The following is a 20,996-nucleotide window of genomic DNA, read 5'->3' as shown; positions in this document are numbered from 1 at the left end:
GTAAGGATACGCCGCGGCCCGGTAGTGAGACTTCGTCTCGGACCGTGCCTTGGCTTCACTCACTCTGTTCGCTACGCCGCGGCCCGGATTTGAACCGGGATATCCCGAAGGAAACGAGCTCTCCAAGCTCGCGCAGTGCCAGATTGTGCCACCGCGGCAGGAAGAAACCTGAATTAAATTTCGTTTATAAAGGTTTGGAACGTGCAACTGCATCCCGATTATCCGAGAAGAGGACTCCAGCCATGGCGCAGACGAGGGAGGGGTCGTTCCCTTCGGGAAACCCGAGTAGGATTGCAGGGCAATCCGTCTGCAGCCATGTATGGCTGGTTTTCAAGAGTATGAAGTATGCTACTCCGGTGAAATCTCGCAAACGCTTGGGTTGCCGCCAAGTCCGGCTCTGCTGTTTTTGATGGTAACCGACATTCCTCCATGGGGGCAACTCCCTTGTCGGTGCTGATGTCTTGGTCCAAAACCTCACAGAAAGGGCGGCAACCTTCACTTTCACCAGAGCTGAATTGTTCAGAACGATGGACTTATGTCAGGATAGGGATCCCATCCTGGATTGGATACTCCTTGCTGCATTTTTCGCACAGAAGGCTCTCTCCGTTCTGCTTCAGCTTTCCCTTGCACTGGGGGCAGGCCAGCATGTCCAGAAGTTCCTTTGGAAGCCCCATAGGGCCAAAAATCCGACCGCCATTTATAAACCTTCCCAAAAAAGCGATATATTTATAAAGGGAGACTGAATTTAGTATATAAAAGTAGTGTTATCATATGCCGATAAATAAGTTGGGGGTCTGGCAGTGGTCCAATATGTGAAGAAGTGTCCGGAATGCGCAGGAATCAATCTCTTCATGAATAAGGAGAAGGGAGAGATCATTTGCAAAGACTGCGGCCTTGTCATTGAAGACAAGATGGTCGATTTCACCCAGGAATGGCGTGAGTTTGAGTCAGAAGGCGGGGAGTCACGAAGGAGAACCGGAGCTCCCATGACCTATACCCAGTTTGACCAGGGCATGGGGACTGAGGTTGGGAGAAAGGCAGACCTCTACCAGCTTGGGGCAAGAGACAGGAACAAATTCTTCAGGCTGCGAAAGTGGCAGTACAGGATCTCTACAGCTATTGAAAGGAACCTCAAGCTTGCATTGGCAGAGCTGAAGCGTGTTGCTTCCTACCTTAAGCTTCCAAGTTCTGTGGAAGAGGAATCTGCCAGGATTTATACCCTTGCTGTCCAGCGGGGCCTTGTACGGGGAAGGTCTATGGAATCTGTTGTTGCAGGAGCGCTCTATGCAGCATGCAGAAGGCATGAAGTGCCAAGAACATTGGATGAGCTTTCTGAAGCTTCTGGAATAGAGAAGAAAGAGATCGGAAGGACGTATCGTTTTGTCACGAGAGAGCTTGGGATCACAATCAGGCCATCCAACCCTTCTGACTACATCGCCAGGTTTGCATCCTCATTAAAGCTCACTGCAGAGACGCAATCAAAGGCTGTTGAGATCCTTGAGCGCGCACAGAGATCTGAGCTGACCTCAGGAAGAGGGCCGACAGGGATTGCTGCAGCTGCGTTGTATGTTTCAGCCCTCATCCATGGAGAGAAGAGGACTCAGAGAGAGGTTGCAGACGTGGCAGGAGTCACTGAAGTCACAATCCGAAACCGCTACAAGGAACTTCTTGAAGAGCTTAAGCTGGAGCGGGAGATAAAGAAGGTTAAGCGGAAGAAATAAGTCTTACTAGAAACCCAATGGCAGAGGTCTTTTATGGCTCATCTCTATTCAGATTCAGTAATCTCCGAAAATAGAGACCCGGATTCTGGGAGGCTAAAGGTATCCATTCCGGAATTATTCGCCTCTCATAGAGTATTTCTTGTGGAAGGAGTAAGGATATGGCGAAGGAAGAATCCCGAAGAATGGCAGGAATATCTTGCCCAATCTAGAAAAGATCTGGAGCGAATGGGCTTCTCTACTGGAGAAGAAATTGCACGTATGATAGAAATAAAAAATCAATCCCACGCAGCATATGATAATACGGGAGTTTATATGATCTCTCATCCTCCGGCATCAGGTTTCAAGTCTCAGTCATCATCTCTCAAGCAAGCAATGTGGGATGAGTCTCTCAATCTTCTCGCGGAAATCACAGCTCCAGCCAGGCGAATAGACTGTTTCAGATTACAGGATCGAAGTGGCCGGTATGATGACTTTCTTCATCAAAAAATACGATTTGCCAAAGCAGAAAGGCGTCTTTTGTATGATGGGACAATGCATGACGCGCTCATTGGTTTTGCGCAGGCTGGTTATGCCTTTAATCTTTGGGATAAGGTCTGGTGTGTAGGAGATCTCAAGGACGGAAACAAAACAGACGCTCTTGACGGCATAGTTCCGGCTGAAAGGGCAAGCCTCGATGACATCCTTAAATTGGGTATGAAGGATTCAACAATCCATGTAGAAAATCGTTAATCACCAAATCTCTGCATCTCCGACAGCAGTCATATTTACAAGATGTTCGGTAACATCAACAATAGCGGAATTATTGATCTTTCGTCCTTCTCTTTTAGTATTTCTTTGATTTTGTCTATTCTCTCCATATTCAGATAATATTTCCAGCCATGTTCCTTCTTCTTCTTTCCGCAAACGCGCTGTTTAACCAAAGCATCGAGTACGATCTCTACTTTGCCTCCATACTCAGGAGGAATGCCGTGCTGTAGAGTTTCAAGATACAGGGAACCCTTGCCAAAACAAGTTCCATCGTACAATTTTCTAATGACGGTTCTACTGAGTTTGATATATTCACTCCTTTTCACTTTGGGCATAGATTAAGACGATACTACCGGCTTAATAAAGTTTGGGTCGCTTTCTTGACCCTTAAAGTACAAAAAAGAAACCTTTATATACAAGGGCCAGGTTCCTTATTCCATGACATCAGCATTTCTAAGACTGGAAGGGAATACCGTCCGGAATAGACTATGGAATTTTTTAATAGTTCATTCAGAATTTGATTATTCAATGAAAGATATTGCTCGGTTCTCAGACGTGAGCTACACTGCGTTAAAAGAAATCTGGAAACTTTTCATAAGAAGAAAGATCGTTGTCAATACAAGGAATGTTGGAAAGGCAAAAATGTATGCATTAAACAGGGAAAATCCCTATGTAGAGAAGTTCATTGCATACTATTGGTCCGTTGTTGATTCCGAAGTGGAGAAGGGGCGCGTAAAACCGCTCGTTCAAGTGAAGGTATAACTTGATTATAGATCAACAACAAGAACGAGAGGTTGCTTTAGCCTATTTATGCGGTCTGGATACTACCTATCTTCTAGAAAAGTGAGATGTCTCTCTAGATGTTTACGCGTAGGTCGGCTAACAGAACCCCCGATGTTACTTGAAACTCAATCACCGCAGTCCTTGACAAGCTTGCCGTTCTCAAACTTCACTTTGCATACCTTTCCAGAAACAGGGACCTCAGGCTGCACCAGCTGCTCCTCTGCTGAGATCTCTTCAAGGATGATATCATTAGGCTTGCCGTTCTTCATGAGATGGAAAGGTGTGCTGAGCTCGGCATTCGGAAGCACAACAACCTCGTCTCCCTTCACGATCTGCTCGCCCTCCTCTGTAAGGTAGCGGAACTGCTTCTCCTTGATATCCTTGAACTCTGTCTGCTCTGCCTCGATGGAGAGGATTGGATACCTGCTTCCATCTCTGTAGATCGTAATGCCCTTGAGCTTCTGCTTCCAGGCATTGAGGTAGATGTTTGTGATCGTTTCCGGATCAACGCTCTCAGGCAGGTTTACCGTAGAGCTGATGCTGTGGTCAATATACTTCTGGCAGATTGCCTGGATCACAACCCTCTTCTCTGCTGCAATGAAGTGCGCTGTGCGGAAGAAATGGCTGGGAAGCAGCTTCTGCAGATCATCGATATCCTTTGTATCCTGGACCTTGGTGTTCATCTCCTTCAGGTCAATATAGGCCTGCACAGTTGGATGGAATACCTTGAAGAATTTGTTGAATGACTCGGATCGTCTTGTGTAGTAGAGGCTGAAGATCGGCTCAATGCCTCCTGAAACGCCAACATAATTCCTAGCCTTGTTCGTGAACCCCAGGATGGCATTTGATATGGTTCCTGTGGGCGCAATTGAAAGGATGGCAACATTCCTCAAGCCATGCTTCACCACTGCCTCTCTTGTTTCGGCAGCAAGGCTTTCAATGAAGAACCTGTTCTTTGCATACTGCTCAAGGTTGAAGAGCGGAAATGAGCCCTTCTCAGCAGCAATCATGGCTGATGCACCATACGCGCTGTTTGCAATCACTGATGAGACCTTCTCCATGAGCTTTATGCCCTCCTCGCTGTCATAGCCAATCCCGAGCTGATTCAGCATATCTGCAATGCCCATGATGCCAAGGCCGATCCTCCTCATGCTGGATGCTGCAGCCCTCTGCTTCTCCAGGGGATTGAGCACCGAATTCCAGCTGATCACGTTATCAAGAAAACGGACGAGGTTGGAGGTTGCATCCTGGATTCCCTTCCAGTCAATGCTCGCCTCTTCAGTATACCCCCCTTTCACAAAGCGTGAGAGGTTTATAGAGCCGAGGTTGCAGGCTCCGCCATCCTCCAAAGGAACTTCTCCGCAGGGATTGGTGCTTGCAATCGGCACGCCAAGGCAGTTTGAGGGTGAATACTTCACCATTGTAGACCAGAATATCAGGCCAGGCTCTGCAGTCTTATAGTTTGAGGCAATAAAGCGGTTCCAGACATCTCTTGCCTTGACAAGCCTCTTGATCTCGCCTGTATGGGAAGAACTGAAGTACAGCATAAAATCACCAGACCTATGGATCGCCAGATGATAGCTCTCATGCTCCAGGGGGACAACAAAATCTCCGAACACATCTCTCCGTTCAAATGCGAGGTCAGCCTCTTTGAGCGCGATATGATACTTCTCTTTGAGGTAGGTGTTGGCGTCCTGAAGTGTGTTAAAGCCAGCCTCTAAGCTGTAATCCTCAAGGTTCTTTGAGGGAATGCCGTAGGAGTAGTGCAGGGTCTTGTTCTGCGGAGCGTCGTTTACGATATGCTGCGTATACTTCTTGTAGACCATGATAGCGTTCTCCCCATAGGTGATCTGTTCGTCTACTGCTCCCATGAACTCATCAGAAACCTTGATGCTGATATTGGCAAACCTCACCTGGGTGTTATCCCTCACCTGCGTTTCAATCTCTCCAAGCTGGGCTTGGCTGAATTTTCCTGTCCATTCGCACTGCTTGATAACTTGCTTTGTTACCCAATTCGGGATTTTCTTGACATCAATGAAGCGGAGGATATCAGGATGCTTGACATCCATGGTAAGCATAAGCGCCCCTCTTCTTCCTGACTGGCCAATTAAGCCTGTGGTGAGGCTGTAGAGCTCCATAAATGAGACTGCTCCTGTTGAGCGGTCTGCTGCATTATGCACAATGGAATCTGTCGGCCTGAGGTTTGAGATATCCACACCAATGCCGCCTCCATAACTATAGGTGCGCGCACATTCATAGGCAGTGCCGAATATAGACTCGATATCGTCTCCCTGGATCAGGCTCACAAAGCAATTGGCAAGGGTCTTGAGCCTGTAGAGATCCCCTGCTCCGGCCATCACCCTGCCTCCTGGAAGATAGCTTCCATGATACAGGTCTTTGTAGAACGCAATTGCAAACTTCTTCTGAGTATCCTCTGTTGGCTCAACTGCAGCGATATATGAGGCCAGCCTGGCAAAGACGTCTTCAGGACAGCCCTCAATGCACTCTCCCTTAAAATCCTTCAGATAATACTTGTTCCTGTAGATGTTCTCTGCAAGCTCGTTATCGCCCAGGTAGTTTGGATGGCTTGGAAGCTCGCCTGCAGCAATCATGTCCTTGAGCAGATAATAGAGCCTCCGGTATGTCTCAATCCTCTCCTTTGGCACAAGCCTGGAAAGCTTTGAGGTATAGGTGAACATCTCAGCAACGGCCTGGCCCGGGCTTTCAGCAGACCCTTGTTCAGCATGTTCTGATTCGACCTTCTGGGTGACTTCCTCTTCGCGCTCTTTTGCCCTCCTGGCCCGATACAGGATATAGGATTTTGCAGTCTTTGCATGACCGTTCTCAATCAGGACTTTCTCAACGATATCCTGGACCTCCTCAACATGCGGGATGTGCGAGGAAGGAAATGCCTCTTCCATAAGCGCCACAACCAAATCAGCAAGCTTGGCTGCCTCTCTCCTGTTGCTGCCTCCTACAGACCCGGCAGCCTTGAAAATGGCTTCAGTGATCTTGTCTCTGGAAAACTCCGCTTTTGAGCCATCCCGCTTTCGAACATACTGAAGGGTTTTGTTATCCATCTTTCTGAAGTTTTTTTCTGGCTGCTGAATTTATAAATACATTGAATCTTAAAACTATAGATTAGAACAGATACGTTGTTTTTTGCGTTTTATCCTCGGGAAGATGCGATCCATTCAGCAGTAATAACTTCGGCAGGTTTTCCAGAAAGCGAAGTTCCACACTTGGGGATAGTACTGGAGTTCTATATAAATTATATAAAATCTAAACCATACTCTTATAAATTCCCGGCAATGCCGAGGTGGCATGAGAGTGCTCTCAAAGGAAGACGTGCTGTATACTGCGGACATCTGCCTTGCTGAGATAAAGAAAGGGGAGATTTTCATCTATCCTACAGACACGATCTACGGCATCGGCTGCAATGCAAAGGATGATGCTGCAGTCAGGAAGATCAGGGAGCTCAAGGCAAGGAAGACTGCTCCGTTCTCCATCATCGCTCCCTCAAAGGAATGGATACTGAAGAATTGCAGGGTATCTGAGAAGGAGAGGAAGTGGGTGCAGAAGCTTCCGGGGCCATTGACTCTTATCCTGGAGCTAAAGAATAAGAAGGCCGTGAGCCAGGCTGTAAACCCGGGAGGCAAGACTCTCGGCGTGAGAATTCCCAACCACTGGATCCATACTGTCGTTGAGAAACTCGGCTTTCCTATTATCACCACCTCTGCCAACAAGGCAGGCCAGGACTTCATGACTTCTCTGGAGAACTTGCACCATGATTTCAAGGCACAGGTTCCCATTGTGATCTATGAAGGGGAGAAGAACGGGCAGCCTTCCCAGGTGGTTGATCTGACGGGAGGGAAGGAGAAAGTGGTGAGGAAATAAATAATAAGGGGTGCTTGGTTTTGGCTTTAATGATTATTATCCGCAGGCTGGGTTTATGGTTTTAAGCCGAGTAAGGCACGTGTTTAGTAATTCACCGTCTGGGATAGAACCGCAGGCCTCCTGGCAATCTCTGCGGGCGTTTAAACAACGCTGAGTTTCTTCTGTACCGCTATATGCGTTTCTGTCTTCTATGCCGTTTGCCTGAAGCGTGTTCCAAGCTACATCGGAAGGGCTTTGGCCGCCTACGCAAGCTCCTTCCAATGCAATATTGAAAAAAGAAAGATAGCATCCCGTTACATCAGCTGATTCAGAGAACTCTCTGCGGCATATAGACATAACACCTTCGCTCCATCCTTCTCCTGTCATTCCGAGACTGCGTGCAATCTCCCTGCCGACATCATCTGGCTGAGTAATCTCTCTTAGTTGCTGCCATTGGAAGGGATCCGATGGGTCTAAATGGCGTATACAAGGAGCCTGGCAGGTCGGTACTTCAGTGGATACCTCAGTTGAATGGGTAGTAGTCTTTGAAGCAAAGCCTGCTTTGTCGGTGTCTTTATTTCGATCTCCGATCCCTGAAATAGTGACAAAAGAAAGACGACATCTCATTACATCATAAACTGATTCAGAGAACTCTCTGCGGCATATAGACATAACACCTTCGCTCCATCCTTCTCCTGTCATTCCGAGACTGCGTGCAATCTCCCTGCCGACATCATCTGGCTGAGTAACTCCTTGAGGAGGCGTCCATCGAGAAGGATTAAATGAGAGTATACACGGAGCCTCACAGATTCTCACTTCAGTAGAATGAGAAGTATCAGTAGAGTGATCAGTGCTGCTCTTTGAGGCAAGGCCTGCTTTGTCGCTGTCTTTATCATTTCCGATTAAGCTGCCTAGAATCAAAGCAAACGCCAGAAAAAGAGCAAGAAAACTAAGCCGCTGGTAATTCTTTGTTTTAATCTTTTTTGATGGTTGTTGCTTTTTCATTGCATCTGCTTACCTGCTCAAGAAATGTATCTTGCAGAGAGAATATTTAAGACTTTCCATTATCTGGAGGCTGGTGCGAAATTCTCGCAATGCTCGGATTGCCATCGAGTTCGCACATGGCATAGATGTCTGTGATAATCGACATTCGTCCCGGATGGAGCATCCCCTCGAGGTCGATGCTTATTCATTAGCGATGTTGCTCACAAAATGATGGCAACCTACAATTTTGCACCAACCTCCCTTATCTGAGCTGTAAAGTCGAGGTCACCTAAAGATGAATTGTTTAGTCAACTTGACCCTTCCCCCTCTTTATTAATGCAATTAAGGCCAATAAAACTGCGGCTGCAAACAAAAACCAAACTACTAAAGGCCCTTTTACAAAAAAAGAGTTTATCAAAGTGGTTAGATTAGCCATAAATATATTTACGCTTACCTGGTAATCGCTGCTCATTGCAAGCTTGCCCATTTTTGCAAGGTAGAGTATAAGCGTTCCCATCAAAAGAAACATTATCCCTGCTATCATCTCGGCAATTGTAACTTCTATTTTCTTCTTTGCGATGAAATATGAAACCTGTTTTTTGAAAAAGCTCAGTCTATTGCCTAAGTCCGATTTGTCCACAAAATAAGCAAGGATAAAGAGCGGAAAAATCATGCCTAACACATACGCAAGCGCATACAGTCCTCCCCAGAATACTGAGCCAGGCAATATTGACAAAGCCAGAACGCCAGCTAATACCGGGGCGCAGCAAAGGGTTGCGAAAGCTGAAAAAACTCCCAGCACAAAAACAGAAGCGGCATCCTGCACCTTCATTTTTGGATGCGCAGATGGCAGCGAAAAATGCATTCCAAGAAGTGTTGATGCGCCTAAAAGCAATAGAAAAACGCCCCCTGACACAAAAATTAAGTTATGGTATTTGCTGAACAATACACCGAGGGCTGCAAAGCCCAATCCAAGAGGCAAAAATACTGCAAGCAGCCCTGCAAAGAACACAAAAGTCATGAGCATTATTGTAGCCTTCTGCCTGAAAATCGAGCCAAGATAAGCAGGCAGCAGCACGGTTATGCAGCAGGGTGCAAACAATGCGGCCACTCCGGCAATAAAGGCGGTTACAAGCGAGGCCATTACCAGCACATATTCCATTCTATGCCCTCATGCAATCTTATCTATCTCAGAAATAAGCTCGTCGTTCCTTATAGCCATCTTTGGATCGTCCAGTGTATAGCGGATAATCCCCTCCTTGTTGATTATAAAATAGGTATGGCCCGGATAAGAGCCCTTGTGCATTGAGGATGCAAGCGACAGCACATCGTAAGCTGAAGAGACTGCCCTTGCTGAGTCAAACAAAATTTTAGCTTTTGCCATTTTAGGGACTTTTTGGACTATTTTCTGCCACTCGCTTCTTTGGTCGGGTGTTATTGAAAATACAACTAGCTCATCATTATTGAACCTTTCATCATTTCCAAAAGCGCTCATTTGGTCCCAGCATGCAGGATAGCACATGCTTCCTTCTGTAAAAAATAAGACCACGTTTTTCCCCTTGTAATCGCTTAGCTTTACTGATACTCCTTCGATGCTTTCAAGCGTGAAATCAGGAGCCTTTTGGCCTACGGCATTTGAGAACAGAAGCTGCCCTTCTGGGAAGACTGAGGGATTTTGCTTTGCGAACATCGCCTGCACCGCAGATCTTTTTGACTCTATGACTGAATTGATGCCGTATTTCTCGACACCCTTCATAAGGACTTCGTCTTTTGAAAGCCCTGAGCCAGTCAATGAATTAATATAAGCTATCATATCAGAAGCCATGCCACAGCATATGTTTTTCCTGTCAAGAGCCTGGCCGCAGCACGGGCACAGGAACATTGTGGTTATATCATCAGGATACTCTGGCAAGCCAAGAAAGCTCCCAGTTGGCGTTTTCTTTATGTCCTTGCTGTTTTTTCCTGGGTTCGCATCCATAATGCCATATCCGACAATACTTCCAACAAAGATTATCAATATTAAAGATGCTGTGATGATGTTTCTTTTCTGTGAAATCATGATCCCTCCTTTCAGGTTTATGTTTGGTTCTGCCATTGTCAAGATGATACAATATATAAGGCATAGTAACAAAACTAGTTTCAGCTTACAACGTTACTAGCGATATCTTATCAAAACCATATTTGCCAATCCGCGCCTTCTCCTCTCGATTAACCCCTGCCCTTCCAGCTTGTCCAGAGTTCTTGTAACCTTCATTTTTGAATAGCCCATTTTTTCCACAAGCTCGCCCTGGAAAACGGCCCCTTGTGATGCCATAATCAGCTCATAAGCTTTTTTCTCGTCTCCTGTTAATGCTTTTGCAACGGCTTCTGCCTTTTCTGCAGCGTCTTTGCGTATTTTTTCACCAGCTTCAGCTTTTCGCATAAGCCGAATCCCAAGAATGAATATAACTGCAAGGAGAGCAGCTCCAAAATATGAGGCTGGAGGTATGTGCGCGGTTACGGGGCATGACACATTGCCGGGATGGACACATGCTGCGGCTTCCGCCCTTGCGATTTTAAAGGAAAATGAGGATAACATGAGCAGGAGTATAATGGAAATAACACTGATAACCATCCCGATTCGCTTATTGTCAAGATTTGCAAAGCAGGGCTTCATTTTACCTTAAACGTTTCTTTAACATGTTTTTGTAGGCGCTGGCGCAGTGCATGCAGCAGAATTTTAATAGGTTTCCTTTCATTTGTTCAGCATGGCCCCCTTCATAGACCTTGCAGCTGCAATGCGCGCATGTTGTGAGTTTTGGCTCTACGGCTATATCAATCAAATCCCCGAATCTTTGAAGGAAAACATTAACGAATTTTTTCCCGTTTTTTGTTAACTGATATATTTTTTTCTCTCTTTCCCCTATCTCCTCTATTTTAATGAGCCTATTTTTCTCTAAGAGCTTAAGGAAGGGATATACTTGGCTGGTGCTTATCTTTCTTCCTAACGTTTCTTCCAGCTCTTTCATAAGGTCATAGCCATGCTTGGGCTCTTCACTAAGCAGAAGAATTGTATAAAACTTGACTAAACTTCCGATCTTCACCTGCATATACTGTGTAGAAGCGACCGAAATATTTAAATATTTCGATATATCTAAATATAGATGGGTGAATCGAGGAGGGGTTACCCTCAATGCAATTACCGTAATGTTTGGAGGGTAAACATGAAGAACTGGATAGACAAATTAAAGCATAACCACGCCTTAATGATGATTGTGTGCTGCGGCGTGCCTTTGCTTTTGTTAATTGGAGCCATATATTTTTTTGGAATAAGCAGAAGTTATTTATTTTGGGCGGTATTATTGCTCTGTCCGCTATCGCATTACTTTATGATGAGGCATATGCATGACGATAAGAAACCCGGAGAGGATAAAAAATGCCATTAGACAAAAGGAGAATTAAGAATGCGATGGTATGGGGGATATTTGCAGCATTCTTTATAATTATGCTGGTGATAATGCACCCAACATGGCTGAGGCCGTAACATGGAAAAAACATGGGAGATTGTTCTCTCAAAAAAAGGGGTAGATGGAGGCTGCCAAAGCATCCGTTAAAATGATCTTGAGGTCAGTAGTACGGTACAGGATCCGATATGCAAGATGAATGTTGACGAGAGGAAAGCTGCAAAAGAGAAACGATGGCATTGAATCCATGGTTAACAGCGTCTTTAGTACTTCTGTCAGTTTGGCTGCTTATCTGGTTGGTTAAGCCAAAACTCCGTAAAGAAATGTTTTGGGTAAGTATTTTCACTGCGCCTTTTGGACTAACCGAACATTTGTTCGTGCCCGAATACTGGAGCCCTCCATCTTTATTTAACCTAGCTAGTAGAACCGGCTTTGATATCGAGAGCTTTATTTTCAGCTTTGCTATTGGTGGGATTGGGGCGATCATGTATGAAGCTTTACTTAGAGTGAACCATCAAGAAATAAGCAAGCATGAAAGACATAGAAAAAAACATAGATTGCATCTACTTGCTTTAGCTTCTCCGGTGATTGTTTTCCTTCCATTACAATTATTTACTAAATTGAATCCCATTTATTCAGCGAGTATCGCCATGTTTGTTGGCGGGATAGCCGCAATTTTCTGCCGGCCTGATCTAAAGAGAAAAGTCTGGATTGGAGGGTTATCCTTCCTAGCCCTCTATTTTGGATTTTTCCTTTTGTTTAACCTAGGTTATCCTGGTTTGGTTCAAGAAGTGTGGAATCTTTCAGCAATTTCAGGAGTATTGCTTCTTGGAGTGCCCTTGGAAGAATTGATGTTTGCTTTTACCTTTGGAATGTTATGGTCAAGCATCTATGAGCACGTACTGTGGTATAAGGCGGTTAAAGCACGAGATGAAAGAACTAACCTTGAAGATAAGAAAGAAAAAGTGTAAGAACGCCTTTCCAGTTCCCATACATTTAAGCCAAGAGCCCTGTACTCTTTTTTGGAACCAAAATGCCAAACATACAAACTACCCCCTACTCACATCCGCCCTGCACAGCAGCAGCCTCTCCTCCGACAATGCTGTTACAGGCAGCCGGCTTCACAGCAAGCTCATTGCAGATTGCTGCCAGGAAAGCCTGCGAGCTTCTTTCTCCTCTATACGGCTTGTTGTTGACGAACATGGTCGGGCTTCCTGTCGCTCCTGCATTCCTTGAAGCTGCAATCGACTGCTCCAGAAGCATGTTTCCTTCCTCTCCTGAAGCGCATGCAAGCACGTTCTGCGAATCAATGCCTGCGGCTCTGCTGCATGACTCTACGGTTCCTCCAAGGTTTGCAGGCTGCTGATTCTGGCATGTGACAAAATCCATAAACTCCTGGGGGAAGTGCTCCTGGACACACAGCTGGATCTTATCTCCCTCGACTTCAGGCTGGCCATGAAGGCTTGTAAATCTTCCGCCGCTTCCATCCGCAATGTAGTCAACCCTGAAATCAACAGCATCTCCCAATAACCCTAAAGCTGGAGCTATGGCATTCTCAACCTGGATTCCATAGGGGCACTGGCTCATCACATAGAATTCAACAGGAACAGCGCCTTTCACAGTGTCGGTATTTCCAACAGTCGCCAATCCTGTTCCTTTCAAGGTCTTCTGGACTGACTGGATCTGGAAATAATTGATAACCAACATAACCAAAACAAGGCTCAGCACAACAGCTGTTATTTGATCATACCTCATGGTTTCACCCCGCAATACGCTTTATTCTTTTTATCTCATTAATAAACCTATGGCATTCCTCTGCAGTATTATGGATATACAGGGATGCTCTGACAGACCCTTCCTTCTTCCTGGCATTGAACCACGAATGGCAGCAGTGCATCCCTGAGCGGACCATGATATTCCGGGCATCAAGCATCAGGCCAGCTGCATGGCTTTCCATCCCCCTAATCCAGAAGCTGAAGATGCTGCCGCGCTTTGCAGGATCCTCTGGCCCAAGGATATCGACAGAATCCCTAAGCCCATGGGTTATGATCCCATTCAGCTCCAGGTCATGCTTTTCTATATCTGATCTCCCAATTGCCTCAATATACCTGCATGCCTCTGCCATCCCTATGATGCCTGCGTAGTGCTGCAGCCCTGCTTCAAAACGATTCGGTATTCTTTCAGGAGTGTATCCTTCATAGGTTGAGTTTGTTACTGTCTCGCCCCCAACAATGAACTGGGAGAGCTTCTCGAGAGCTTCCGGCTTTCCAATCAGGCATCCAATCCCTGTGGGCCCCATCATCTTGTGGCCTGAGAGGGCAAAGAAGTCAGCATCAATCTTTTTTAGGTTAATCTCCTTATGCGGGGCAGATTGCGCGCCGTCTAGAAGCACAACAGCTCCGTACTCATGGCTGATCTTGCAGATCTCCTTTGCAGGAAGTGTTGTTCCATCAAGGTTAGAGGTATGCACCATTGAGACCAATATACTTTTATGCGATGCTCCCTCCTTTCCTGCTTTTTTTAAGAGGCTCTCAAATGAATCCAAAGAAAAAAGGCCTCTCTCATCAGATGCTGCAATCTTATGGACAATCCCTTTCTCCTGAGCTAATCGTATCCATGGAACCAGGTTGGAGTTATGCTCCTTATCTGTTGTGATGACTGTATCTCCTTTTTTGAAGGGAAATGAGCTGGCTACCAGATTAATGGCCTCGGTTGTGTTTCTGGTAAAAACAACCTCTCCCTTGGAGCCAAAGAACCTCTGAATCACTTTTCTGCTGGCTTCAATCTCGTCATTCAGCTTCCTTCCAAGCCTATGCGAGCTTCTTCCATGGCAGCTTGGAAATTCATAGTAATAGCGCTCTAATGCCTGAACAACCTGCCTTGGCTTTAACGCCATACATGCGCTGTCAAAATAGACCGGAGGGTTCTTGCCTTCCAATATCGGAAAATCCTTTCGTATCTTTTCTGTGTTGAGCATTTTTAATAGACCGGAGCTAGTATTTGCTTCTCATTGACATCATCTTCCGTTTTATGCCTGATTACTGTCTTTATCTTTTTATTTTCATTGAGCCTTTATTCGCATTTCATTGTTTAATCTTCATTAATTTTATTTAATTGTTTAATTTTCGCTGATTTTCTAACCAACTAAAACGATCACGTGACGCCCGCTTTCTCCAGCTCCTTTTCGATTACCCTCTTGAACGTTTTATAGCTCTGAGGCCCGACAAAGCTTTGGTTGTTGATGAAGAATGTGGGTGTTCCATACACTCCTGCTTCCAATCCATCCTCATAGTCATGCTCCACTTCATCAAGGTGTTTTCCTGAGTCAAAGCATTCTTTCCATTGCTCCAGGTCTATACTTATGTTTTGAGCATAGGCAGCAAGGTCTTCATTGCTCAGCGCATTCTGGTTCTGGAAAAGAATGCCGCGGTACTGCCAATATGCGCTCTGGTCCTGCTCAAGCACACAGTCTGCTGCAAGGCTGGGATCAACAGCGCCCCTGTGCCTTGCTGAGAGAGGAAAATCCCTGTACACAAACCTTATCTTCTCCGGATACTCTTCCATAACCTGCCAGATAACCTTGTCAGCCTCCCTTGTAAACGAGCACTTAAAGCAGCCAAACTCGATAATCTGGACAGGCGCATCGATTGGGCCAATGCCGGGATCGTCATCGGGGCCTGGGTTTTTTAGCTCAGATTTTCCATCCAGGGAATCATAGATGCAGAATCCTCCTTGGCTGCCATTGCAGTTCCCATACTTCGCATAATTGTAAGCGCCCTGGGCAATAAAGAACGTGCTTACAATCATCAGGCCAATCAAGAGCCAGGAAAAGGATTCAAAATGCCTGTACAGCGGCCTGGCGAGCCAGGGAAAGCGGAGAAACTTTCCAACAACAAGGCTCTTTATCCTCTGGTCAAAGCCTGTCTCGCAAGGCCTAAGGACAACTCTCCTGGCAACGCAATCAAGAGCCTCTTTTGCAAGCTTCCTGTGCGCTGCGCTGAAAATGCCTAAAATCCCAAAGACAATCAAAGCGATGATGCAGATCATTCGTAATCAAGCGCAATGTTGCAATGAGGTTTATTTAAAAGTATCCGTAACGATAGTGAAGTTATGAGTGATTGATTCTAAGATCACACCTATCGAAAGTAGTAATTTTTATAAAGTAAGTGAGAGCCCACAACCATTGAACAGAAATGCAAGACACACAACTCCTGGAAGAACTCTTGGCTGAGGCGCATACCAAAGACCAAAATAGGGTAATCGATTTGTTTGCTGCATGCAAGAAGTATGTTGTGCTCAATAATTATTTCACGTTTCTTTTTCAATCACTGGAGTATTTCAGCGCCGCAGAAGAGTTGAACAGGGTGAGAAGCTCTGTTTGCCGGGATTACATCTTCTTCGATGAGATTCCTGGATGGTATGTTGAAAAATGAATTCATTACGGCTTTCTTAAAGCTACATAATAAGACCTGTGATAATTGTAGACGTTTTGAACTACCTTTTTTGCAGCTTTGGCATCCTCAGAATCGAACTCTCGCGAACCTTTTGAGGAGCTCCATCCAAAAAACCTCCTTTCAGTCGGGTTGCCAATGAAAATACTCGGGTATTTTCAAGTGCTCCTCCGGAGCGCATCGGTTCGGCTGATCTTCTCACAGTATAAGGCTGGCATCCCCGTAGGGACATCCCCCTGCCAGCAGCGCATATCATTGCAAAGAGCCTCACGAATTGATGGCAACCTTCATTTTTTGGATGGAGCCCTTGTTGCCGCAACGGTTATAATCTCCCTCAAAACGCTAGTTCCTTCATGAGACTATACACTTTTGACCATTGTGAGTATTATGAATCCTCAGATTTCTTTGATCAAGAGAGGGGATCGGAGGATTTGGAGGTATATGTAGGCACTATAGTAAGAGAGTTTACAAAGCGGCGATTGTTTAGAGAAGTGCTGGAAGCCTATAGCCAAAGAACCCATTTAACAGGGTATATCCTACTCAGTGCTCATGGTCTTGAAACTGATGGTTCGGAAAGCAAGTGGATTTTTTTTGATGGTAAAAGAGAGCATATCATGCAGAATTGGATCAACAAGATGGATGGGCAGGCATTAGCGCTTTTGTTAGACTGCTGCAACACCCAGGATTACACCATTGTGTCTGAGCAGTCTGTGATTATCCATCCAAAAGATCCTATTGGTATTCTAGACCTATATAGGGGCGGCCACCTTAGAATGTATGTGCCAGGAGAAGGTTACTTGGATACTCATTATCAACTAAGAAAGACGATAGATATGCTGAAGTAGCTGGATTTCGTCACTTCACCTGATTCTCCACCTTTCCCTGTGCAAAACTGACAATATTCTGAATCGTTGTGTCAAGGATCCGCTGCAAAGCTTCCTTTGAATTGAAGGCGTTATGCGGAGTGATGATCACGTTCTCCATCTTCATCAGCTCATGGTCTTCAAGCAAAGTAGTGAGCTGATTGCAGGTTGCCTTGTATTCCTTCTTCAGGACAGAAGCCTCCTCCTTGATTTCGCACTCTCCCTCAAGCACGTCAAGGCCAGCTCCAGCAAGCTTTCCGCTTTCCAGGGCATCAACTAATGCCGGGGTATCAATAATTCCCCCCCTTGCTGTGTTGATAATCAATGCGCCTTTCTTCATCTTCCTGATCGCTTTTGCATCAATGAGGTGATGGGTCTGCTTCATGTAAGGAACATGCAGGGTGAGGATATCTGATTTCTTGAGGATTGCGTCAAAAGGAGCATAGGTGAAGCCAATCTTGCGTGCCTGTTTTTCATCGCGATAATGGTCAAAGGCGACTACATTCATCTCAAACCCTACACCAATCCTGGCGACATGCCTGCCGATATGGCCGCATCCCACAACGCCTAAGGTCTTTCCCTTAAGGTCAAATCCCCTCAAGCTGCTGTCAGTCTCAAATGAATGCTGTTTGTGAGTCCTCTCGATTGCCTGATAGAGCCTTCGTGATAATGCCAGTATAAGGGCGAAGGTATGCTCTGCTACAGTATTCTCTCCATAGGTTGGAACATTGCAGACAGTAATCTTCTTTTTCTTGCAGTATTCAAGATCGATATGGTCAAAGCCTGTGGACATTGTTGTGACAAGCCTAAGCTTGGGCAGGCTGTCAATAACTGCCCTGGTTACTGGAGAGAAGACAAAGACAGCCAGCACATCAACATCCTTTATAAGGGCAAGGGTCTGCTCGTCGAGATGGTTGCGATAGAAGGACAGCTGATGCTTCTTGAGAACTTTTTTGGCATACTCCTCGTGCTCATTCTCCAGTCCGAAAAATGCTACCTTCATAGTCCAGCAGTAGGAAAGAACTTCTTAATAAATCTTCGTAATTGCTTGGATTCGGCGAAAATCTCTCTTCGCGGCTGCCGCCGGCTCGGCTCGTTCTATCCTCTGCTTGCGTACCTTTGAAGCCCCGAATGGGGCGACCCCCTCAATTCCGTCTATGGCAATCCTTAAGAGCCTCACAAAGAGGCGGCAGCAATGATTTTCACCGGAGCCGCTACTCAACAAGAGTTGGTATAAATCTGGCTTATCTTATCCACTAAGATGGACGGGTCTGATTCTCTGAGGATTGCGGCAGGAGATTCTTTACCTGCCTCGGCAACGAGAACTTTGATCGCGCTGTTGGTAATTCCGCCTGTTCCTTCAAGGATGCCGATTGGCTTTCCAAGGTCATACGCTATGGTGAACTCGTTCATTGTGCCGATCCTTCCGCCAATGATGATGACTGCATCTGCTGCAGCCACTAAGGATATGTTGCGGTATTTGCGTGAGACAAGCTTGTTGCTCGCATACTCATAATTTCGTGGTATGAAAACGAACTCTGTGAACCCATGAGTTGGCTGCTTATAGGAGATGTGCTGCCGGAGATTAATCGCAGCTGAATACCCAATGCTCTTTCCTCCAGCTTCATGGCAGCCAAGAACAGCCTGATAGGGCAAGCCTCCGCTTCCGCCAGTAAGAAGTGTGTGGCCTTTCTCTGCTATGATCTTTCCAAGGAGAAATGCCTTCCGCAGTATGCTGTCTTTGAAGTGGTCTGCTGCTGATCCGCACACTGCTAGGTTCATGGCATGGGACAAAGCCAATCTCTATATAAGGCTTGTGACTGAGCCCTTGGTGAACCGGCTCGATTGCAAGTTCCTATATAAAAATCGTCAAGACAGATCCAAGATTGGTCGCGACGCTCATAGGCATCTTCATCAAGTTCCATAATCCGGGGGTTCTTGGGTTGGATCTTCCCGTCTGATACTGCAATCCAAAAGAGCGAAATTTAGAGATTTTAGCTTTATTGACCCTGTTTAGCATTTATTCAATTCCTCTCGAGTTAACTTGCAATCGAGCCGCACTACGCTCAACTCTTCACAAAGATATCCTCGCGGTAATCTGTCACCACTGTACCAGAACATTTATAAAGCAATTCCAACCACCCTTCATCGACAGACGATCAAATAGAATCTCTAGGGAGTGGTATACCAACAATGGAACAAACCCGAATAGACCCTCAAGACATCATACGATTGTATGAACAAAGAGCATATGGTGATGCTGCCGGGATGTTGCTGAGATATTACGAATCTGGCAGCACCAATATAACTACCAATATAGCAACCAAATTGAGAAGGCCATCCATCATACAAAGGCTCGGGTATCAACTCAGTCAAGACCCGGAAACTTTTAAACGGCTGGAAGCAGTTGCTCCCAATGTGTTGGCTGGTGAAAGAGTCCATCTTCTTTGGTTTGTTCCGGAATTGTTTGAAAAAGGTTTGGGAGAGGAACCAAAAGGAATGTACCGTCACTTATTGAGAAAGACGAGGGAAGTATTCGGCACTGATTCTTTGGAAGGCGTTGTTCACAGATTTGATGAAGCGAATGAACTGGGGGTCCAGCCAAGAACAGAATATTCTTAGTACTAAGATGAAAATACTTGCTTCAGGAGACAACAAAAATCAGGGATTTTCGAGCCTCCTTCAGCAACGGAGTACACAATGAAAATACTTGCTTCAGGAGACAACAAAAATCAGAGATTTTCGAGCCTCCTTCAGCAACGGAGTACACAATGAAAATACTTGCTTCAGGAGACAACAAAAATCAGGGATTTTTGAGCCTCCTTCAGCAACGGAGTACACAATGAAAATACTTGCTTCAGGAGACATCCACGGAGACACAAGCCAGGTCAGGAAGCTGGCTGAGAAGGCAAAGAAGGAAAAGGTAGACCTTGTCGTGCTGTGTGGGGATCTCACACAATCTGAGCAGTCAACACAGGGTATTATCGGCCCTTTTGTGAAGAATAAGCAGAAAGTCATGCTGATTCCTGGAAACCATGAGAGCTTTGCAACTGCTGACTTTCTTGCAGAGCTGTATGGAGTAAAAAACCTCCATGGGTATTCAGTAAAATACAAGGATATCGGATTCTTTGGCTGCGGCGGAGCAAATGTTGGGCCGCATCGGCTGAGTGAAGAGGAGATCTATGCGACTCTGAAAAAAGCCCATGAGGGCATTAAGGCGGCGAAGACGAAGGTGCTTGTTTCCCATGTCCATCCCGAAGGAACCTTGATGGAGAAGTTTACTCATTTCTTTCCAGGCTCTGTTGGATTAAGAAAGGCCATTGATGCCTTTAAGCCAGACATCGTGCTCTGCTCCCATGTCCATGAGGCAGAAGGCATCGAAGAGAAGATCGGATCGACAAAGGTCATCAATGTCGGAAAGAGCGGGAAGATTATTGATATTTGAGAATTTTGGAACTCTTTCAATCAGCCTATCAAAATCAATGAATGCCTACTTGGCAACGGAAGAGGGTGGATTCCTCGGCTGCTTATCCAGCCTCAGCTTGCAATCAGCGCAGTAGAACGCAAACTCTCCTTTCTTGAGAACCATTCGTTTTTTGCACAGCCGACAATACCTTATGATGTTGTAATCCACCATTCTTGCGCAGCCTCAGAACTGAGGCCTGCGCTTGGCAAAGCAGGTCCTGCAGTATACTGGCTTGCCTTGTGTAGGCTTAAAAGGAACCTCACATTCATTTCCGCACTCAGAACACGTGGCCTTATGCATCTCTCTCGGCCCGGATCCAAACTCCCGAAAATTGCTTCTAAACCCAGATTTCTCACCAGAATCCCTATCTGATCTTCGGTTATCCCGCCTCATGGTCTTCTACGCTCCGTTTGTTTTTAATCAGAAAAATCCAATCTCGAACCGTTACCAACAACAAGCCAAGAGTGCTCCTGATTACTCTGCATAAAAGAAGGACGTATTTATAAACCTATCTGTCCTCTGGTTAAGTCAACTTAAGTGGGAAAACATAAAATCTCCTTTTTCTTAAAGAAAACCGAAGGATAGCCAAAAAGCGTTGAAGCTGTGCTATCCTTCGGAGGAAGATCAAATGATACAGACAGATCTGAGTAGCTTTAGCTATA

At 45.7% G+C, this 20,996-nt stretch carries 24 protein-coding genes and 1 tRNA gene; 9 read left to right on the top strand and 16 right to left on the bottom strand.

From position 1 onward, the window contains the following. Nucleotides 1-74: 74 nt before the first annotated feature. Both VJB08_01220 and VJB08_01215 read right to left on the bottom strand, forming a co-directional pair. A tRNA-Ser gene (locus VJB08_01220) sits at nucleotides 75-158 on the bottom strand. A 375-nt stretch (nucleotides 159-533) separates the two neighbouring features. Next, nucleotides 534-674: a Trm112 family protein gene (locus VJB08_01215; protein HLD42588.1), complete on the bottom strand. Its 141-nt coding sequence runs from the start codon at nucleotides 672-674 to the stop codon at nucleotides 534-536. Between the two features lie 126 nt (nucleotides 675-800). Between VJB08_01215 and VJB08_01210 the strand changes: the two genes are divergently transcribed. Further along, nucleotides 801-1,721 (top strand): transcription initiation factor IIB, encoded by a 921-nt coding sequence (locus VJB08_01210; protein ID HLD42587.1) that lies wholly within the window; start codon nucleotides 801-803, stop codon nucleotides 1,719-1,721. A 33-nt stretch (nucleotides 1,722-1,754) separates the two neighbouring features. Beyond that, on the top strand, nucleotides 1,755-2,450 hold the full coding sequence (locus tag VJB08_01205) for a hypothetical protein (GenBank protein ID HLD42586.1): 696 nt from the start codon (nucleotides 1,755-1,757) through the stop codon (nucleotides 2,448-2,450). Between the two features lie 35 nt (nucleotides 2,451-2,485). Here VJB08_01205 and VJB08_01200 read toward each other — a convergent pair whose 3' ends face one another. Then, nucleotides 2,486-2,803: a hypothetical protein gene (locus VJB08_01200; GenBank protein HLD42585.1), complete on the bottom strand. Its 318-nt coding sequence runs from the start codon at nucleotides 2,801-2,803 to the stop codon at nucleotides 2,486-2,488. Nucleotides 2,804-2,906: 103 nt separating this feature from the next. On the opposite strand from VJB08_01200, the gene VJB08_01195 reads away from it, so the two are divergent. Beyond that, a complete protein-coding gene (locus VJB08_01195) occupies nucleotides 2,907-3,230 on the top strand; it encodes a hypothetical protein (protein HLD42584.1) in 324 nt (107 codons plus the stop codon). Nucleotides 3,231-3,376: 146 nt separating this feature from the next. On the opposite strand, the gene VJB08_01190 is transcribed toward VJB08_01195, so the two are convergent. Then, complete coding sequence (locus tag VJB08_01190) at nucleotides 3,377-6,331, bottom strand: adenosylcobalamin-dependent ribonucleoside-diphosphate reductase (GenBank protein ID HLD42583.1); 2,955 nt, start codon at nucleotides 6,329-6,331, stop codon at nucleotides 3,377-3,379. A 244-nt stretch (nucleotides 6,332-6,575) separates the two neighbouring features. Between VJB08_01190 and VJB08_01185 the strand changes: the two genes are divergently transcribed. Further along, nucleotides 6,576-7,148, top strand: coding sequence for an L-threonylcarbamoyladenylate synthase (locus VJB08_01185; GenBank protein HLD42582.1), 573 nt, complete (start codon nucleotides 6,576-6,578; stop codon nucleotides 7,146-7,148). A 36-nt stretch (nucleotides 7,149-7,184) separates the two neighbouring features. Here the strand turns inward: VJB08_01185 and VJB08_01180 are convergent, their stop codons facing one another. From VJB08_01180 to VJB08_01160, 5 genes are all read right to left on the bottom strand, one after another. Beyond that, nucleotides 7,185-8,132 (bottom strand): hypothetical protein, encoded by a 948-nt coding sequence (locus tag VJB08_01180; GenBank protein ID HLD42581.1) that lies wholly within the window; start codon nucleotides 8,130-8,132, stop codon nucleotides 7,185-7,187. A gap of 283 nt (nucleotides 8,133-8,415) precedes the next feature. After that, nucleotides 8,416-9,255, bottom strand: a complete 840-nt coding sequence (locus VJB08_01175) for a cytochrome c biogenesis protein CcdA (GenBank protein HLD42580.1) — start codon at nucleotides 9,253-9,255, stop codon at nucleotides 8,416-8,418. Nucleotides 9,256-9,282: 27 nt separating this feature from the next. Continuing rightward, nucleotides 9,283-10,206 (bottom strand): redoxin domain-containing protein, encoded by a 924-nt coding sequence (locus tag VJB08_01170; protein ID HLD42579.1) that lies wholly within the window; start codon nucleotides 10,204-10,206, stop codon nucleotides 9,283-9,285. Nucleotides 10,207-10,266: 60 nt separating this feature from the next. Then, a complete protein-coding gene (locus VJB08_01165; GenBank protein HLD42578.1) occupies nucleotides 10,267-10,533 on the bottom strand; it encodes a MarR family transcriptional regulator in 267 nt (88 codons plus the stop codon). 235 nt (nucleotides 10,534-10,768) lie between these two features. Beyond that, nucleotides 10,769-11,200, bottom strand: a complete 432-nt coding sequence (locus tag VJB08_01160) for a PadR family transcriptional regulator (GenBank protein HLD42577.1) — start codon at nucleotides 11,198-11,200, stop codon at nucleotides 10,769-10,771. Nucleotides 11,201-11,787: 587 nt separating this feature from the next. On the opposite strand from VJB08_01160, the gene VJB08_01155 reads away from it, so the two are divergent. Continuing rightward, nucleotides 11,788-12,525 carry a lycopene cyclase domain-containing protein gene (locus tag VJB08_01155; protein ID HLD42576.1) on the top strand — a complete coding sequence of 246 codons (738 nt, stop codon included), beginning with the start codon at nucleotides 11,788-11,790 and terminating at the stop codon, nucleotides 12,523-12,525. An 85-nt stretch (nucleotides 12,526-12,610) separates the two neighbouring features. Here VJB08_01155 and VJB08_01150 read toward each other — a convergent pair whose 3' ends face one another. The 3 genes from VJB08_01150 to VJB08_01140 form a co-directional block, all read right to left on the bottom strand. After that, nucleotides 12,611-13,309 (bottom strand): hypothetical protein, encoded by a 699-nt coding sequence (locus tag VJB08_01150; GenBank protein HLD42575.1) that lies wholly within the window; start codon nucleotides 13,307-13,309, stop codon nucleotides 12,611-12,613. A 4-nt stretch (nucleotides 13,310-13,313) separates the two neighbouring features. Continuing rightward, the gene (locus VJB08_01145) at nucleotides 13,314-14,531 is read right to left on the bottom strand and encodes a cysteine desulfurase (GenBank protein ID HLD42574.1); all 1,218 of its coding nucleotides are present in this window, start codon (nucleotides 14,529-14,531) and stop codon (nucleotides 13,314-13,316) included. Between the two features lie 176 nt (nucleotides 14,532-14,707). Continuing rightward, complete coding sequence (locus tag VJB08_01140; protein ID HLD42573.1) at nucleotides 14,708-15,601, bottom strand: thioredoxin domain-containing protein; 894 nt, start codon at nucleotides 15,599-15,601, stop codon at nucleotides 14,708-14,710. Nucleotides 15,602-15,747: 146 nt separating this feature from the next. On the opposite strand from VJB08_01140, the gene VJB08_01135 reads away from it, so the two are divergent. Together VJB08_01135 and VJB08_01130 are read left to right on the top strand one after the other, a co-directional pair. Further along, nucleotides 15,748-15,987 (top strand): hypothetical protein, encoded by a 240-nt coding sequence (locus tag VJB08_01135; GenBank protein ID HLD42572.1) that lies wholly within the window; start codon nucleotides 15,748-15,750, stop codon nucleotides 15,985-15,987. A gap of 371 nt (nucleotides 15,988-16,358) precedes the next feature. Continuing rightward, the gene (locus tag VJB08_01130; GenBank protein ID HLD42571.1) at nucleotides 16,359-16,850 is read left to right on the top strand and encodes a hypothetical protein; all 492 of its coding nucleotides are present in this window, start codon (nucleotides 16,359-16,361) and stop codon (nucleotides 16,848-16,850) included. Between the two features lie 10 nt (nucleotides 16,851-16,860). Here the strand turns inward: VJB08_01130 and VJB08_01125 are convergent, their stop codons facing one another. Both VJB08_01125 and VJB08_01120 read right to left on the bottom strand, forming a co-directional pair. After that, nucleotides 16,861-17,871, bottom strand: a complete 1,011-nt coding sequence (locus tag VJB08_01125; protein ID HLD42570.1) for a hydroxyacid dehydrogenase — start codon at nucleotides 17,869-17,871, stop codon at nucleotides 16,861-16,863. 215 nt (nucleotides 17,872-18,086) lie between these two features. Continuing rightward, a complete protein-coding gene (locus VJB08_01120; GenBank protein HLD42569.1) occupies nucleotides 18,087-18,650 on the bottom strand; it encodes a hypothetical protein in 564 nt (187 codons plus the stop codon). Between the two features lie 411 nt (nucleotides 18,651-19,061). Between VJB08_01120 and VJB08_01115 the strand changes: the two genes are divergently transcribed. Both VJB08_01115 and VJB08_01110 read left to right on the top strand, forming a co-directional pair. Continuing rightward, nucleotides 19,062-19,490 (top strand): hypothetical protein, encoded by a 429-nt coding sequence (locus VJB08_01115; GenBank protein HLD42568.1) that lies wholly within the window; start codon nucleotides 19,062-19,064, stop codon nucleotides 19,488-19,490. Between the two features lie 220 nt (nucleotides 19,491-19,710). Beyond that, a complete protein-coding gene (locus tag VJB08_01110) occupies nucleotides 19,711-20,313 on the top strand; it encodes a metallophosphoesterase (protein ID HLD42567.1) in 603 nt (200 codons plus the stop codon). 45 nt (nucleotides 20,314-20,358) lie between these two features. On the opposite strand, the gene VJB08_01105 is transcribed toward VJB08_01110, so the two are convergent. Next, nucleotides 20,359-20,505 (bottom strand): hypothetical protein, encoded by a 147-nt coding sequence (locus tag VJB08_01105; GenBank protein HLD42566.1) that lies wholly within the window; start codon nucleotides 20,503-20,505, stop codon nucleotides 20,359-20,361. A gap of 12 nt (nucleotides 20,506-20,517) precedes the next feature. Further along, the gene (locus VJB08_01100; GenBank protein ID HLD42565.1) at nucleotides 20,518-20,634 is read right to left on the bottom strand and encodes a CxxC-x17-CxxC domain-containing protein; all 117 of its coding nucleotides are present in this window, start codon (nucleotides 20,632-20,634) and stop codon (nucleotides 20,518-20,520) included. Between the last annotated feature and the right edge of the window lie 362 nt (nucleotides 20,635-20,996).

The organism is Candidatus Nanoarchaeia archaeon (assembly GCA_035290625.1).
Taxonomy (GTDB): domain Archaea; phylum Nanobdellota; class Nanobdellia; order Woesearchaeales; family DATDTY01; genus DATDTY01.
The sequence above is the reverse complement of the archived record's forward strand: the minus strand, read 5'-3'. Positions and strand labels throughout refer to the sequence as shown.